Here is a 14,463-nt window from a genome sequence, read left to right as displayed (position 1 = left end):
CGCGGCGCGCATGTGTTCGCGGACAAATGCGCGATGTGTCATGGCGCCGGCGGCCAGGGCGGCGTCGGCGATCCGCTCGTCGGCGGCAGCGGCTCGCTCGCCGGCGCCAGGCCGAAAAAGACGGTCGGCAGCTATTGGCCGTATGCGACGACGCTGTTCGATTACATCCGCCGCGCGATGCCGTACAACGCGCCGCAATCGCTGAGCGCGGACGAACTCTATGCGGTCACCGCGTACGTGCTGCACCTGAACGGCATCGTGCCCGACGACGCGACGCTCGACGCCCGCACGCTGCCGCGCATCCGGATGCCGAACCGCGACGGCTTCGTGCCCGACCCGCGGCCGGGACGCCTGTGACGCGACACGCCGCGCTTGCCGGCATGCCGGAAACCAACGCGCGTCGACTGCGGGCACGGCACGCACGATTTTCGCTCGACGCCGGCGCGCGTCGCATGGAGCCCATCTTGATCGACACTTCCGCCACCGCCCAGGCCGATGCCCCGTTCACGCCGACGCCGTTCGTCGACGTCGGTTCACCGGCCGATTTTCCCGACAGCCCCGCGTCGCGCGTGCTCGCGCAACCGCTGATGCTCGGCCTGTTCCTGCCGATCCAGGCCGGCGGCTGGAGCGCATCGACGCTGCCGCGCTCGACCGACTGGACGTTCGACTACAACGCCGATCTCGTCGCGCGCGCCGAAGCGCTAGGCTTCGATCTCGTGTTCGCGCTGTCGCAGTGGCTGCCGAAAGGCGGCTACGGCGGCGTGTTCGACGGCCACGCGCTCGACTCGTTCATGACGCTGGCCGCGCTCACCGCGCGCACCGAGCGGATCATCCTCGTCGCGACGAGCCACGTGCTGTACGGTCCGTGGCATCCGCTGCATTTCGCGAAGTTCACGGCGACGCTCGACCACATCTCGCGCGGACGCTGGGGCATCAACGTCGTGACCGGCCACCGCGCGATCGAACACGAGATGTTCGGCTGGAACCGGATCGAGCACGACCGGCGCTACGAGATGGCCGCTGAATTCGTCGACGCGGTCAGCCAGTTGTGGGCGCAACCGGACAACTTCAGCTACGCGCCCGCGCTGTCGAGCTGGCGGCTCTCGGGCGCGTTCGTCACGCCGAAGCCGCAATACGGCCGCCCGCTGCTGATCAACGCGACGGGCTCCGACGCGGGCATCGATTTCGCGGCCCGCTATTCGGACATCGTGTTCGTCACGAGCCCCGCCGGCCCGGACGTCGAACTCGCGCTGGACACGCTACCCGCGCACACGGCACGTGTGAAGGCGGCCGCAGCCGCGCGCGGCCGGACGATCCGCACGCTGCTCAATCCGCTCGTGATCTGCCGCGAAACGGCGGCCGAAGCGCGCGCGTACCGCGATGCGATCGTCGCGCACGCGGACGAAGGCAGCTTTCATCGCTTCGACAGCGACGCCCATGCGTGGCGCGGCGGCTTCGATCAGCGGTCGCAGGCGGCCGCGCGCGCGATTGGCGGCAACATCTCGATCACCGGCTCGCCCGACGAAGTCGCCGATTACATCGTGCGGCTGCATCGGGCCGGCATCGACGGCATCCAGCTGAGCTACTACGACTTCAAGCCGGATCTCGACTTCTTCGGCGCGCGCGTGCTGCCGCTGCTGCGCGACGCGGGCCTGCGGCGCTGAGTTCAGGCGAACGCGGCCGTCGAACCCGCAGACGTCGCCGGCGCCGAGGAGGCGGAGAATGCGCGCCGCGCAGGCCGTCGCAACCCGAGATGATCGTGCAGCGTGCGGCCTGCGTAGCCGCTGCGAAACAGCCTGCGCCGGCGCGGCTCGGGCAGCACGAGTTCGATGAAATCGTCGAGGCCGACGGGCAACGTCGGCGCCATCACGTTGTAACCGTCCGCGCCGTACTGCACGAACCGCTCCAATGGCGCCATAGCGCGACGTGATGGCCGCTCGGATACAGGAACGCGCCGAGGTGCAGATGGCCGGCGCGGATCGTCATCGTGAGGTTTCCGGAAAGTGGGCTGCGGATGCAGCGGAATCAGAACACGCGCCCTTCGGTCAGGTGCGTGGTCACGCCGTTCAGGTCGTAGTCGCCGATCACGCGCGCCTTGTGCAGCAGCGGGTTGTGGCTGAAGATCGTGCGCAGGTTGCGCCAGTGGCGGTCGAGGTTGTGCACGCGCGCGGTCGCCGATGCACCGCCCACTTCGAACAGCCGCTCCGCCGCATACAGCGCAAGCTTGCCGACGATCAGCTGCGTGCGTGCGGTCGCGAGCGCGCTGTCGAGCACGCGTTCGTGCGCATCCGCGTCGCCGGCTTCGATCGCATCGGCCGAGCGGTCGAGTGCCGCCGCGTTGTCGCGCACGAGCGCATCGATCGCGTGACTGTGCGCGGACAGTTCGCCGACGATCTGCTGGATGAAGTGATCGTCGCGCGCGCTCGGCGCCGGGCTGTGCAGCACCGGCCGGCCGTGCGTCAGCACGTAGCGGCGCGCGTCGGCCACCACGTTGCGCACGATGCCGGCGGCCGTCGCGACGAGATGCAGCTGCCGCAGCGCGCCGCAGTGGCGGCCGACGAGCGTCGAGCCGTCGCGCGCCGCGACTTCGTCCGCGAACACTTGCACGTCGTGCAGCAGCAGGCTGCCGCTCGCGGTCATGCGCTGGCCCATGCCGTCCCAGTCGTCGAGCACCCGCACGCCGTCGCGCGCGACCGGGATGATCACGGCGAGCGCGTCGCCCTGCTCGTTCTCGACGTTGATGCGCGCGAAATCGGCAAACGCGGTGCCCGTCGAATAGTATTTGCGGCCGGTCACGCGATGATGGTCGCCATCGCGGCGCAGCACGGTCGTGTTCTCGCCCGGCCGCGACGTGCCGCGCTCGGTCGATGCGCCGCCGAAGATCGCGCCGGCCAGCGCGCGCTCGAGTTGCACGTCGTTGAACGGCGTGCGCGGCGACAGCCGCAGCGTCTCGGTCAGGTCGTAGTGGATGCGCAGCGCGTGCGCGAGGTTCGAATCGGCGGCGGCGAGCGTCGCGATCGTGTCGAACAGATCGACCAGCGTGCCGCCGATGCCGCCGCGTTCGACCGGAATCCGCAGCACGCCGAGCGACGAGCGGCGAAACAGCGCAAAGCCTTCGAACGGCAGTTCGCGGCGCGCCTCGCGTTGCGCGGCGTCGCGCCCGATCTCGGCTGCGAGTTCAGGCAGTGCAGCGAGCGCGGTACGCAGCGCGTCGCGCGCTTCGGCGCCATGACGGGCATTCATTCGGCAGTCCCTCTTCCAGGAAAACGACGGCCACACGCACGATTGCGTGAGCCGTCGACGCAGCCCGCAGGCGGCACCGAAAAGTATAGGGACGCATCCGCCGCACGTGAAAAAACGATTTCAGCTTTGGTTATGCGTGCGCCGGGAATGCGCACGCGTGCTCGCCCGGATCGGCGCGTGTCAGTGCTGGATGCCCCAGCGGCGCACCGTCACGCGCTCGGGCGTATCGAACACGAGATGCTCGACCAGCAGCCCGATCACTTGCTCAGGCTGACAAACCATCGCCACGCCGAGGCACTGGGAATCCGGTCGATCCGAGCCACCACACCAGCGTGCCGCCATCCAGTTCTTGAATGCCGTTCCGGACCACGATGAACGTGCACTTGGCCGCGCCGTTCGCGCCCATTATCAGGACGACTGCGACCGCTTCGAACCACTGAGACAACACCGGCGGCGCGACTGTCGCGCCGAAGCGCGCGGTGCTACCGACGGCGCTCGGAACGACCGTGCCGTATCGACCCGCTCGTCAGAGTCCGTCAGATCCGGATTGCCTGAAAGACGCTCCATGGGCGCTGTCCGGAAGGCGATCGCGTCCGCTCAGCCGCGAACGGAAGGTGCCGGTAGGCGCCGTCGTCCGGTACAGGCCGCGCTTCTTCAATTCCGGCACGATCAGTTCCGCGAAGTCGTCCAGCGTGCCCGGGCTGACCAGCGGATTGAGCATGTAGCCGCTCGTCGTCGACAGCCGCGCATGCTCGGCGAGCTGGTCCGCGACTTCGTCCGGCGCGCCGACGAGGATCAGGTCGGTGCCGCGCGTGACGCTCGCGAACTTGCGCCGCACGTCGCCCGCGGTCAGCGGCTTGCCGCTGCCGTCCGGCCGCACCACATACGATGTCAGCCCTTCCGTTTGCGTCGTCAGCGGTTCGTCGTCCGCATAGCGGTCGATGTCGATACCGGTGTCGCCCGCATAGCTGACGAGTTGAGCCTGCAGGTGATAGTGCTGCTGCAGCGCGTGGTACTTCTCCTTCGCGTCGGCCGACGAACGCGCAGTCACGAGGCGCAGCACCGTGAGCGCCTTCACATCCTCCGCTGCCCGGCCGTTTTCGATCGCCAGCCGCCGGATTTCATCGAGGCCGGTGCGGATCTCGTGCGGATTCGACTTCGCGACGAACACCACTTCGGCGTGCTTTGCCGCGAATTCGCGCCCTCGCCCGGACCAGCCAGCCTGGATCAGCACCGGTGAACGCTGCGGCGACGGCGCACAGACGTGCGGGCCGTGCACGCGATAATGGGTGCCCACGTGCTCGATCGGCCGCACACGATCGCCGCGCGCGTAGCGCGGTTCAAGCTTGTCGGCGACGACCGCATCGTCCGCCCAGCTCCCCTCCCACAGCTTGTACACGACGTCGAGAAATTCCTCCGCGCGCGCGTAGCGCTCGTCGTGGCCGATCATCCGGTCGAGCCCAAAATTGCGCGCCGCGCTCGTCAGGTAGGACGTCACGATGTTCCAGCCGATCCGCCCGCTGCTCAGGTGATCGAGCGTGCTGAAGCGTCGCGCGAGCGCGAATGGATGTTCATACGTCGTGCTCGCGGTCACGCCGAATGCGAGCCGCTCGGTCTGCGCGACGAGCGCCGGGATCAGCATCATCGGATCGTTCGCGGGCGACTCCACCGCCCATTGCAGCGCCGCATCGGCCGACCCGCCATAGACGTCATACAGACCGAGCACGTCCGCGAAGAACAGCATGTCGAGGTCGGCCTGCTCGGCCTTGCGCGCGAGATCCGACCAGTACGCGAGCGTATTCGCGCGCAGCCGTTCGTCGGCGGGATGGGTCCAGAGGCTCGGCGCGCCGCCGCAGCCGACGCTGGCCTGTTCATAAAGGGAAAACAGCAAGGGGCGAGGATCGGACATCGTCGTGTTCAGCTCAAAAGCAGGAATCAGTTGGGTGCCGCCCATGCGCCGGCCGATGCGCCGTGGCGCCGTGCGGGCACGCGATCGTCGGGCTCGCGCGTCAGGTAGCGGTTGAGGTGTTTCTCGAGACGGGCGGCGGGAATCGTCAGCAGCGCGACGAGCACGACATAGACGAACGCCGCGCCGGCAAGCGGTTCATATACGCGCAACGTCTCGAAGCGCAGCGTATTGGCCGTCCCCATCACGTCGAACACCGTGACGGTCGACGCGAGGACGGTCGATTTCAGCAGCAGGATCGCTTCGCCGGTGAGCGCGGGCAGCGCGAGTCGCCACGCACGCGGACCGACGATCCGGCGCAGTACACCCGCCCGCGTCATTCCGTATGCATAGCCGGCCTCGATCTCGCCGGCCGGCACGCCGGCAATCGCGCCGCGCAGGATCGTCGCGACATAGGCACCCTCGTTCACGCTCAACGCGACGACGGCGTACCAGAACGCGTCCCGCAACAGAGGCGACGCCCAGCTGTCGCGCATCCATTCGCGCGGGACGATCTGGCCGAAGCCGTAATACAGCAGATAGAGCTGCACCAGCAGCGGCGTGCCGCGAATCAGCATGATCCAGCCGCGTGCGGACCAGCGGTACGGTACGTGACGCGAGCTTGCCGCAAGCGCGAGCGGAATGCCGATCACCACGCTGGCGATGCCGGACAACAGCAACAGCGCCAGGGTTGTCGGCACCGCCGCGAGCAGCTTCGGGATCACCGTGTCGAGCAGAAACGTCAGCGAGAAGCTCATGCGGAGGCACGCCTCGTGCCGCGATTCGCATACCGCTCGAGCATGGCGAAAAGCCCCGTCGACATGATGCTCAACAACAGGAACAGCGCCGCAGTGACCAGATAAAAGAACACGTAATGCCGCGTGGCGCCGGCCGCGAGCTGGCTCGCCTTCAGCAGATCCGTGAAAGACCCGAGCACGCTGATGAACGATGCATCCTTGGTCGCGTTCAGCCACACGTTGCCGACACCCGGCAGCGCGAGCCGCGCCGCGATCGGCAGCCGGATGCGTGTCAAGGTTTGCCAAGGGCGCATTCCGTACGCGTGCGCGGCCTCGATCTGCCCGACTGGTACGTTGATGAGCGCCGCGCGGAAGATGTCGGTCAGATAAGCACCCTGGATGAAGCCGAGCGACAACGCGGCCACGATGAATGGATCGAATGCGAAACCGTCGGACACGACACCGATGCGGCGCATAACGGCCTCGAGCGCTGGCGCGACCGCGTAGAACGCGAGCAGCAGGCACAACAGTTCGGGCAGCGCGCGCACGAGTGTCGTGTAAATCCGTGCGAGCCACGCGAGCGCCGCGTGCCGTGACAGCTTGCCGAGCGCGCCGGCGATGCCGAGCAGCGTCCCGGCGCCAAACGACGCCGCGGCGACGCCAAGCGTCAGCGCGAACGCGCTCGCAAAGATGCGGCCGTAACCGCCGTCACCGAACGCGAGCAATGCCAGCAGCGAATCATCCGCGGCCATCGGCTCACCGGCCCTTCTCGATCGTCCCCTTCAGGTTCGGATAGCGCGCGGTGATCGCATCCCACGTGCCGTCCTGCTGCAGTTGCGCAATCACGGTCGACAACCGGCCGCGCAGTGCATCGCCTTGCCGCACGCCCGCGCCGATGCCGAGACCCAGCACCGGGTTGTCCGCGCAGGTGGCCTTGATCTCGAAATCCTTCCCGTCGCGCGACGACAGGAAGGCCGTGAACAGGCCCTTCGCTTCCTGCACGTAGTCGACCCGTCCGGAGACCAGGTCCGCGAGCGCGTTGTCGAATTTGTCGAACGCCTTGATCTGCGCATCGCGCTTGAAGCGTGCATCGAGGAACGCCGAGAAGTTCGTACCGGCCTCCACGCCGATCACGCGATCCTTGAAGGTTGCAGGCACCGCGCAATCGACGCGGCGCCGATCGCTTTTCGCGCCGACGAATACCGTCGGCGATTCATAATAAGCATGACTGAAGTCGATCGCCTTCTGCCGTTCGCCGGTGATCGTCATCGACGACCAGATCACGTCGATCTTCCGGTTTTGCAGTGCCGGGATCAACCCGTCCCACGCGATGTCGGTGAGTTCGCAACGCACGTTCAGCTTGCCGCACGCCGCATCGAGCATATCGATTTCCCACCCTTTCCACTTGCCGGTTGCATCCTTCGAGAAGAACGGCGGGTACGACTCGGCGTCGATGCCGACGCGCAGCGTCGGCTGCGCCGCGTGGGCGGCGGACGCCACGCCAAGCATGAACAACGCGGCCGCGGCGCCGCGGACCCGGGAGGACATCGATCGATTCATCTGGCAGGCTTCCGAAATAGTGTCGAAATCGCCGGCGTCGCAACCGGCAGCAGGATGCGAGACTTTAGTGCCTGCCGACGCGTGTACCAAATGGTTATTTTTGCGATGAATATCTGATCCTGCGATATGCGACGAGCCGGCCGAGTGCGATCGCGAAAACGCGGCGCCGCACGAGAAAAGCGACGCGGGCGCGAACCGGTTCAACCGTGGAACACGAGCAGCACCAGCGGCATCGTGACGGCCGCGAGCGCCGTCTGAACCGTAATGATGCCGGCAGACAGACGATGATCGCCGCCGAGCAGCTTCGCCATGATGTAGGCGGACGGCGTGCACGGCAACGAATTGAACAGCACGATCGTCGTCAGCGCCGGGCCGCGGATGCCGAGGCTGAAACCGATCCAGAAGGTCAGCAGCGGCACGAGCAGCAACTTGATCACCGACGACTGGAACACCGGGCCGCGCGCCGCCTTCGCGGCCTTCACGTCGAGGCCGGCGCCCACCGCGAGCAGGCCGAGCGGCAGCGACGCCGCGCCGAGAATCGAAAGCACGCTTGCCGCCACGCCCGGCAAACGCAGCCCGCCGAGATTGAAGGCGGCGCCGAGCACGACCGACATGATGACCGGGTTCCTCAGCAGCGCGCCGCCGATTTGCCGTGCCGACGGCGCGCCACCACGGCCGTGCTGCATCAGGATGATGATCGACGCGACGTTCAGCAGCGGAATCGCGACCGCGATGCTGATCGACGTGAGCGTGAGGCCGACGCTGCCGTACAACGCTGCCGCGGCGGCAACGCCCACATACGTATTGGGCCGCAACGCGCCCTGGATCACCGACGAGAACACCGTCCCGGGCTGCCGGCTCCACGCGCGCCACGCATACAGCAGCGCCGCACTTGCGGCCACCGCGCCGAGGATCGCGACCGCGATCGGCCGGACCGGAAACTGCGTCAAATTCGCTTTCGCGACCTGGCTGAACATCAGCGCGGGAAACATGTAGTAGTAGTTCAGCGTTTCGCATGGCAGCCAGAATTCGTCCGGCAGCAGGCGGCGCTGCCGCAGCACGAATCCCGCCAGGATCAGCACGAAGATCGGAACCAGCGCGGTCAGGACATTCTGCATCGGTTGGGCTCCCGTCACGCGAAGACCAGCGTCTTCGCCAGCACGACCGCGCCATAGACGCCGATGAACGCGGTCATTGCACGCTCGTACAACGGCGCACCGGCCCGCGCGAACAGCACGTTGCCGACCGCAAAGTAGATCGCGACCGCGATCGGCGCCATCACGGCGCCGCGCACATCGAGAGTGCCGCCGGGCGCAATAGCGCCAGCGTGCCGAGCTGGATCGTGCCGAACAGCAGGTAGTAGCGCGAGATCGCCGCGCGGTGCAGCGCAAGCAGCGTTTCAGCGGTATTCGACGCGGGCCCGATCGGCGCGATGATGGAATTCGGCGCACAGAGGTGGTCTTTGACATTTTTCTCGCCCGATGGGATGGTCGGACGATGGGAAGGGTGTGAAAGGCGCGCGCATCCATCGTCGCTACGCTGGGCCGCGTAGCACGGGTCAACCACCGATTCACGAAGGTCGCCGCCGCATATGCTCGCAGCGACCTCCGCCACATCGCCATTCCGGCCGCGCGAGCGTCGTGTTCCTCTGCGTAAATCCGAGGACCAGATAACGGTATGAGAATTTCTTGGTTCTTGGATGCGTTCCACATCCCGAAAATACAGGCTTCCGACAACCGGGCGCGCGATGCGCCGCCCCGCCTCGCTCAAACAACGTTCCTCTTTCCCATGTTCAGCAGATCGTTTCGCACTACGTCGGGCCACGCGCTGTTCGTCGCCGCCCTCCTTTCCGCTTTTTCCGGTGTCGCTCGCGCGGACAGCACGCTCGATCGCATCCATCAACGTCACAAGATCACGATCGGCGTGATCCTGTCGGGCCCGCCGTTCGGCTCGCTCGATCCCGCGACGCAAAAACCGATCGGCTTCAACGTCGATCTGGCGAACGACGTCGCGAAACGGCTCGGTGTCGACGTCGAGCTGACACCTGTGCAGCCATCGAACCGCGTGCAATTCCTGCAGCAGGGCAAGGTCGACGCGCTGATCGCCAACATGGAGCTGACGACGGAGCGCGCGGAGATACTGTCGTATGCGCCGACGCCGTTCGAATCCATCGGCGGCGCACTGATCACGCGCAAGGACAGCGGCATCAAGACCTGGGCCGATGTGCGCGGCAAGCCGGTCTGCGTGTCGCAAGGCAGCAACTACACGAAGCCGCTCGCGACGGAATACGGTGCGCAGGTGAAGGCGTTCCGCGGCCAGCCCGAATCGCTGCTCGCGCTTCGCGGCAACAACTGCGTGGCCGCCGTGCACGTTGCGCCGACGCTGCGCATGCTCGTCGCGCGCAATCCGGACTGGAAGGACTATGCGACGCCGCTGCCGACCGACCTGATTCCGTCGCCGTCGGTCATTTGGGTCCGCAAGGGCGAGACCGATACGCAGAGCGCGCTCGACCGGATCGTCCAGGACTGGCATCGCAGCGGCTGGCTGCTCGACGTCGAGCGCAAGAACGGCATGACGCCATCGCAAGCCGTGCTCGACCTGCACGCGAAGCTCAAGGCGCAACGAACATGACGGCGGCCGCCGCCGTCGATGCGCTTCGCAAACTCGGCCTCGATTACAGCTTCGTGCTGGCCCCGGACGAACGCGCGTCGTTCGTGCACGGGATGGGCGTGACCCTCGAACTGTCGATCGCGACCGCGCTCGGCAGCCTCGCCTGCGGCGTCGTGCTCGCCGCGTTGCTGGTGTCGCCGAGCGCGGCGCTGGCGCGCCCGGCACGCGCATTCGTCGAGCTCACCCGCAACACGCCGACGCTCGTGCAATTGTTCTGCGCATTTCTCGTCGTCAACATGCTGATCAGCGCCGCACTGCGCGATCTGGGCGGCAATCCGCTGACGCCGTTCATCTGGAGCGTGATCGTGATCTCGCTGCACAAGGGCGCGTTCCATGCGGAAGCGCTGCGCGCCGGCCTCGAAGCGGTGCCGCGCGCAACGCTCGAAGCCGCTCAATCGCTCGGCTACAGCCGCCGCCAGCGGCTCTGGTACGTGCAGTTGCCGCTCGCGATGCGCTTCGCGCTGCCCGCGCTCGTCAACAACCTGGTCGACCTCGTGAAGATGACGACGGTTGCGTCGGCGATCGCGGTCGGCGACGTCACCTATGCATCGATCATGATCTGGACGCAGCGCGACAACGTGCTCGAGCTGATGATTCTGATCCTGCTCTTCTTCGGCGCGCTCACGTTCACGGTCAACCTCGCGGGGCGCTGGCTCGAAAACCGCTTGAGGATACCCGGCTATGGCCATTGACTCGCTCGCTTCGCCCGCGCGCCGCGTGCGCTGGCCCGCGGTCGCGGCAATATTGGCCGCGCTGGCAGTCGTCGCGCTCGCCGTTGCGGGTCGGCGCCATCCGACGCTCGTGGCGCTCGCCACGTGGCTGCCCGCGCTCGGCAAGGCGATGCTTGTCAACATCGGCATCAGCGCGCTGGCGATCGCGCTCGGCACGCTCGCCGGCCTCGTGCTCGGCGCGCTGACGTTGTCGCGGCTCGGCATCTCACGCGTTGCGGCGCGCACGTACGTGCAGGTGTTCCGCAACGCGCCGCTGCTCGTGCTGATCTATTTCTCGACCTACGTATTCCCGTTCGAAATCAGGCTCGGCCACGCGTCGCTGCCGTTTCCGGACTGGTTCAAGGTGACGCTCGGCCTCGCGCTGCCGGCGAGCGCGAACTTCGCGGAAATCTTCCGCGGCGCGATCCAGTCGATTCCGCACGCGCAGTGGGACGCCGCGCGCTCGCTCGCGTTCAGCCGCGTGCAGGTGTTCCGCTGGATCATCCTGCCGCAATGCGTGCGCCGCATGCTGCCGCCGTGGATGAACCTGTACGCGAGCATCACGATGGCCACCGCGCTCGCGTCGCTCGTCGGCGTCCACGACCTGCTCGACACCGCGCAGGTCGCGAGCAACACCGTCGCGCGCGCCGACTTCACCGTCGTCGTCTATTTCACGGTACTCGGCCTGTTTTTCGCGTACTGCTACCCGATCGCCCGTTTCACCCGCCTTCTCGAACGACGTCATGCATTCCACTGAAACTCCGCGCGGCGCGGACGAGCCGCTCGTCCGGCTACGCGACGTACACCTGTCCTACGGCACGACGCCCGTGCTGCGCGGTATCGATCTCGACGTGCACCGCGGCCAGGCCGTGTCGATCATCGGGCCGTCCGGCTCTGGCAAATCGACGATCCTGCGCTGCATCACGGGGCTGTTGCGGCCGCAGCGCGGCCTGATCGACGTCGACGGCACGCGCGTCGACCGGCTCGCATCGGAGCGCGACGAAATCGCGCTGCGCAAGCGCGTCGGCTTCGTGTTCCAGCAATACAACCTGTTTCCGCACCTGAGCGTGCTCGACAACCTCGTCGCTGCCCCGGTTAGGATTCTCGGCCGCGATCGCACCGAAGCGGTGCGCACCGCGCACGCGCTGCTCGAACGCGTGCGCCTCGGCGACAAGGCGCACGCGTACCCCGGCGAGCTGTCGGGCGGCCAGCAGCAGCGCGTCGCGATCGCCCGCGCGCTGGCGATGCAGCCCGACCTGATCCTGTTCGACGAGGTGACGTCCGCGCTCGATCCGGAAACCGTCGGCGACGTGCTGTCGGTGATTCGCGATCTCGTGCGCGACGGCATGACCTGCGTGCTCGTCACGCACGAGATGCGGTTCGCCGAGGAAATCAGCGACGTCGTCTACTTCACCGAGGCGGGCGTTATCGTCGAGCACGGGTCGGCCACGCAACTGTTCCGCGCGCCGCAAAGCACGCGCACGCGGGCTTTCCTCGCTCATGCGCTCGGCCCGGCCAGCAGCCCGCACGCAAGCCGCGACAGCGCGCCGGTCGCACTCGACCTGACGCGCTTCGCGATCTGACTCAACGCGCTGCGTAGCGGCTCGGAGGGCGCGCGAGCCCGAGATGGTCGCGCAGCGTCGTGCCCTCGTATTCGGTGCGAAACAGGCCGCGCCGTTGCAGTTCCGGCACGACATGCTCGACGAAATCGTCGAGTCCGCCCGGGAAATATGGCGGCATGATGTTGAAGCCGTCTGCGGCGCCACCCTCGAACCACTCCGCCAGCGCGTCTGCGACCTGCGTCGGCGTGCCCCACACGATCCGGTGCCCGCGCGCGCCGGCGACGAGATAGTAGAGTTCGCGCAGCGTGAGGTTCTCGCGGCGCGCGAGATCGGTCAGCAGCTTCGCGCGGCTCTTCAACTGATCGGATTCGGGCAGGTCGGGCAGCGGGCCGTCGAGCGGATATTTCGACACGTCGTGGCCGAGACGGTCGGACAGCAGCGTCAGCGCGCCCGACGTATCCGTCCATTGCTGGAGCTGCGCATATTTGTCCTTGGCCTCCTGCTCGGTGCGGCCGATCACCGGAAATACGCCCGGCATCACGGCAAGCGCGTCCGTTGCGCGGCCGTATTCCGTGAGCCGGCCCTTCAGGTCGCGATAGAAGGCCTGCGCCTCCTCGAGCGTTTGCTGCGCGGTGAACACGACTTCCGCGGTGCGCGCGGCAAGATCCTGGCCGGGGCCCGACGAGCCGGCCTGAATCACGACCGGATGACCCTGTGGCGGGCGCGACGCGTTGAGCGGCCCCTTCACGTTGAAGAAGCGTCCAGCGTGATCGAGCGTATGCACCTTCGCCGGATCGAAATACACGCCACGCGCCTTGTCACGGACGACCGCATCGTCGTCCCAGCTGTCCCACAAGCCCTTCACGACATCGACGAATTCGCCGGCCATCTCGTAGCGCTGCGCGTGATCCGGATGATTGCCGCGCGTGAAGTTTGCGGCAGTGCGATCGTATGAGGTCGTCACGACGTTCCACGCGGCGCGCCCACCGCTCAGGTGATCGAGCGACGCGAACACGCGCGCGATGTGGTAAGGCTCGCTATATGTCGTCGACGCGGTCGCCGCAAGGCCGATGTGCCGCGTATGCATCGCGAGCGCCGACAGCAGGCTCAGCGGCTCGAAGCGCATCGCCATCGACGGATGCGCGTCGGGGCCGCTCGTCAAGCCATCGGCCAGGAAGACCATGTCGAACTTCGCGCGCTCGGCGGTCTGCACGACGCGGCGCAGCAGGTCAAAGTTCTCGCTGCCGGATTCGGCGTCGGGGTGACGCCAGCCGGCGACGTGGTGTCCGGCACCCTGGATGAACAGCCCAAGGCGCATCTGGCGGCGGGAAAGTGTGCTGTGACCGGTGCTCATGATTGAAGCGACGTAAAGGTGTGGAAAAGCCGGGCGAGATCGGCCGTGCTTCGCATCGTATCGATCAGTTCCGGGACGAACGCGAGCGCGGGATCGTGGGCGGTCGCGTCTGCGAACTTCGCGGCAAGGTCGTCTGCACCGACGAGGCGTTCGGCGCGTTGCTGCAGCGTGTCGCCATCGCGGAGCGCAATCTCGACGACCGAGAAGCGCGTCGCGGGATCGGTCGACGCGCGCGGCGCCGAGGCATCGTGGCGCCGCGTCACGCGTGCGGCGAGCGCGATCAGGTCGTCGCGCACGGGCACGTCGGCGAACGTCGCGACGCCGGGCGGCCCGTCCGTCAGTGCGGCGGCCACCGCGTATTCCACGCTGAAGCGTGCTTCGAGACCGGTTGCAGGCAACCGGTTCGACAGCGGCGTGTCGCCGCCTGGCGGGAAGGTGACGGTAATGCCATCAATGTCTGCCGGCGCGATGCGGTGGCGAGCGCGCAGATCGAGCGCGGCCTGCACCGCGTAATGGGTTGCCGTGCAGCACGGCCACCGCTTGAAGTACAGGCCGGGCGACACGATCTGCCACGGCGCGCCCCAGTCGGCCAGCACGCGCGCCGGCTGCGCAGCGCCGCCGCCGAACACCGAGAAGAATCCTTCCGGGCCGTCGAGTGCGCCCGGCGCGCCGGAAGGATTCA

At 67.3% G+C, this 14,463-nt stretch carries 15 protein-coding genes and 2 pseudogenes; 6 read left to right on the top strand and 11 right to left on the bottom strand.

Features of this window, described 5'->3' with window-relative positions; all coding sequences use genetic code 11:
• Positions 1-357: cytochrome c (locus F3J14_RS28465; RefSeq protein ID WP_166725790.1), on the top strand; the 357-nt coding region annotated here is incomplete at its 5' end.
• A 95-nt stretch (positions 358-452) separates the two neighbouring features.
• Positions 453-1,664 carry an LLM class flavin-dependent oxidoreductase gene (locus tag F3J14_RS28460; protein ID WP_166725789.1) on the top strand — a complete coding sequence of 404 codons (1,212 nt, stop codon included), beginning with the start codon at positions 453-455 and terminating at the stop codon, positions 1,662-1,664.
• 2 nt (positions 1,665-1,666) lie between these two features.
• Here the strand turns inward: F3J14_RS28460 and F3J14_RS28455 are convergent.
• The 9 genes and pseudogenes from F3J14_RS28455 to F3J14_RS35875 all read right to left on the bottom strand — a co-directional run.
• Positions 1,667-1,906: pseudogene (locus F3J14_RS28455) on the bottom strand (nitrilotriacetate monooxygenase); the annotation flags it as partial.
• Positions 1,907-2,025: 119 nt separating this feature from the next.
• Positions 2,026-3,243, bottom strand: a complete 1,218-nt coding sequence (locus tag F3J14_RS28450) for an acyl-CoA dehydrogenase family protein (protein ID WP_166725788.1) — start codon at positions 3,241-3,243, stop codon at positions 2,026-2,028.
• A 526-nt stretch (positions 3,244-3,769) separates the two neighbouring features.
• Positions 3,770-5,152: an NtaA/DmoA family FMN-dependent monooxygenase gene (locus tag F3J14_RS28445; protein WP_166725787.1), complete on the bottom strand. Its 1,383-nt coding sequence runs from the start codon at positions 5,150-5,152 to the stop codon at positions 3,770-3,772.
• Positions 5,153-5,178: 26 nt separating this feature from the next.
• The gene (locus F3J14_RS28440) at positions 5,179-5,946 is read right to left on the bottom strand and encodes an ABC transporter permease subunit (protein ID WP_166725786.1); all 768 of its coding nucleotides are present in this window, start codon (positions 5,944-5,946) and stop codon (positions 5,179-5,181) included.
• Positions 5,943-6,677 (bottom strand): ABC transporter permease subunit, encoded by a 735-nt coding sequence (locus F3J14_RS28435; protein WP_166725785.1) that lies wholly within the window; start codon positions 6,675-6,677, stop codon positions 5,943-5,945. The genes F3J14_RS28440 and F3J14_RS28435 overlap by 4 nt, the downstream gene beginning before the upstream one ends.
• A 4-nt stretch (positions 6,678-6,681) precedes the next feature.
• Positions 6,682-7,485, bottom strand: coding sequence for a transporter substrate-binding domain-containing protein (locus F3J14_RS28430; RefSeq protein ID WP_166725784.1), 804 nt, complete (start codon positions 7,483-7,485; stop codon positions 6,682-6,684).
• 200 nt (positions 7,486-7,685) lie between these two features.
• Positions 7,686-8,603, bottom strand: coding sequence for an AEC family transporter (locus tag F3J14_RS28425; protein ID WP_166725783.1), 918 nt, complete (start codon positions 8,601-8,603; stop codon positions 7,686-7,688).
• Positions 8,604-8,617: 14 nt separating this feature from the next.
• Complete coding sequence (locus F3J14_RS35880; protein ID WP_247682303.1) at positions 8,618-8,764, bottom strand: hypothetical protein; 147 nt, start codon at positions 8,762-8,764, stop codon at positions 8,618-8,620.
• Complete coding sequence (locus F3J14_RS35875; RefSeq protein ID WP_247682305.1) at positions 8,764-9,255, bottom strand: hypothetical protein; 492 nt, start codon at positions 9,253-9,255, stop codon at positions 8,764-8,766. The genes F3J14_RS35880 and F3J14_RS35875 overlap by 1 nt, the downstream gene beginning before the upstream one ends.
• On the opposite strand from F3J14_RS35875, the gene F3J14_RS28415 reads away from it, so the two are divergent.
• Genes F3J14_RS28415 through F3J14_RS28400 form a run of 4 tightly spaced genes read left to right on the top strand, consistent with a single transcriptional unit; the run spans position 9,163 to position 12,448 of the window.
• A complete protein-coding gene (locus F3J14_RS28415; RefSeq protein ID WP_211080397.1) occupies positions 9,163-10,116 on the top strand; it encodes a transporter substrate-binding domain-containing protein in 954 nt (317 codons plus the stop codon). The two genes, F3J14_RS35875 and F3J14_RS28415, sit on opposite strands and share 93 nt — an antisense overlap.
• The gene (locus tag F3J14_RS28410) at positions 10,113-10,847 is read left to right on the top strand and encodes an amino acid ABC transporter permease (RefSeq protein ID WP_166725781.1); all 735 of its coding nucleotides are present in this window, start codon (positions 10,113-10,115) and stop codon (positions 10,845-10,847) included. The genes F3J14_RS28415 and F3J14_RS28410 overlap by 4 nt, the downstream gene beginning before the upstream one ends.
• Positions 10,837-11,622, top strand: coding sequence for an amino acid ABC transporter permease (locus F3J14_RS28405; protein ID WP_166725780.1), 786 nt, complete (start codon positions 10,837-10,839; stop codon positions 11,620-11,622). Before F3J14_RS28410 ends, F3J14_RS28405 begins: the two co-directional genes overlap by 11 nt.
• Positions 11,609-12,448, top strand: coding sequence for an amino acid ABC transporter ATP-binding protein (locus F3J14_RS28400; RefSeq protein ID WP_166725779.1), 840 nt, complete (start codon positions 11,609-11,611; stop codon positions 12,446-12,448). The genes F3J14_RS28405 and F3J14_RS28400 overlap by 14 nt, the downstream gene beginning before the upstream one ends.
• Position 12,449: 1 nt before the next feature.
• Here the strand turns inward: F3J14_RS28400 and F3J14_RS28395 are convergent, their stop codons facing one another.
• Positions 12,450-13,781: an LLM class flavin-dependent oxidoreductase gene (locus F3J14_RS28395; RefSeq protein WP_166725778.1), complete on the bottom strand. Its 1,332-nt coding sequence runs from the start codon at positions 13,779-13,781 to the stop codon at positions 12,450-12,452.
• Positions 13,778-14,463, bottom strand: a pseudogene (locus F3J14_RS28390) (MmgE/PrpD family protein); the annotation flags it as partial. The gene F3J14_RS28395 and the pseudogene F3J14_RS28390, both read right to left, overlap by 4 nt.

The sequence above is a fragment of the Burkholderia sp. Tr-862 genome (assembly GCF_011753085.1).
GTDB classification, from domain to species: Bacteria; Pseudomonadota; Gammaproteobacteria; order Burkholderiales; family Burkholderiaceae; genus Burkholderia; species Burkholderia ambifaria.
This window is presented reverse-complemented; position numbering and strand designations above follow the sequence as displayed.

What these genes read in the sequence shown, in the direction of transcription:
- F3J14_RS28400 (WP_166725779.1), top strand. Translation starts at nt 11,609, where the DNA reads ATGCATTCCACTGAAACTCCGCGCGGCGCGGACGAGCCGCTCGTCCGG.
- F3J14_RS28415 (WP_211080397.1), top strand. Translation starts at nt 9,163, where the DNA reads ATGAGAATTTCTTGGTTCTTGGATGCGTTCCACATCCCGAAAATACAG.
- F3J14_RS28395 (WP_166725778.1), bottom strand. Translation starts at nt 13,781, where the DNA reads ATGAGCACCGGTCACAGCACACTTTCCCGCCGCCAGATGCGCCTTGGG.
- F3J14_RS28430 (WP_166725784.1), bottom strand. Translation starts at nt 7,485, where the DNA reads ATGAATCGATCGATGTCCTCCCGGGTCCGCGGCGCCGCGGCCGCGTTG.
- F3J14_RS28425 (WP_166725783.1), bottom strand. Translation starts at nt 8,603, where the DNA reads ATGCAGAATGTCCTGACCGCGCTGGTTCCGATCTTCGTGCTGATCCTG.
- F3J14_RS28435 (WP_166725785.1), bottom strand. Translation starts at nt 6,677, where the DNA reads ATGGCCGCGGATGATTCGCTGCTGGCATTGCTCGCGTTCGGTGACGGC.
- F3J14_RS28440 (WP_166725786.1), bottom strand. Translation starts at nt 5,946, where the DNA reads ATGAGCTTCTCGCTGACGTTTCTGCTCGACACGGTGATCCCGAAGCTG.
- F3J14_RS35880 (WP_247682303.1), bottom strand. Translation starts at nt 8,764, where the DNA reads ATGGCGCCGATCGCGGTCGCGATCTACTTTGCGGTCGGCAACGTGCTG.
- F3J14_RS28450 (WP_166725788.1), bottom strand. Translation starts at nt 3,243, where the DNA reads ATGAATGCCCGTCATGGCGCCGAAGCGCGCGACGCGCTGCGTACCGCG.
- F3J14_RS28460 (WP_166725789.1), top strand. Translation starts at nt 453, where the DNA reads ATGGAGCCCATCTTGATCGACACTTCCGCCACCGCCCAGGCCGATGCC.
- F3J14_RS28405 (WP_166725780.1), top strand. Translation starts at nt 10,837, where the DNA reads ATGGCCATTGACTCGCTCGCTTCGCCCGCGCGCCGCGTGCGCTGGCCC.
- F3J14_RS28445 (WP_166725787.1), bottom strand. Translation starts at nt 5,152, where the DNA reads ATGTCCGATCCTCGCCCCTTGCTGTTTTCCCTTTATGAACAGGCCAGC.
- F3J14_RS28410 (WP_166725781.1), top strand. Translation starts at nt 10,113, where the DNA reads ATGACGGCGGCCGCCGCCGTCGATGCGCTTCGCAAACTCGGCCTCGAT.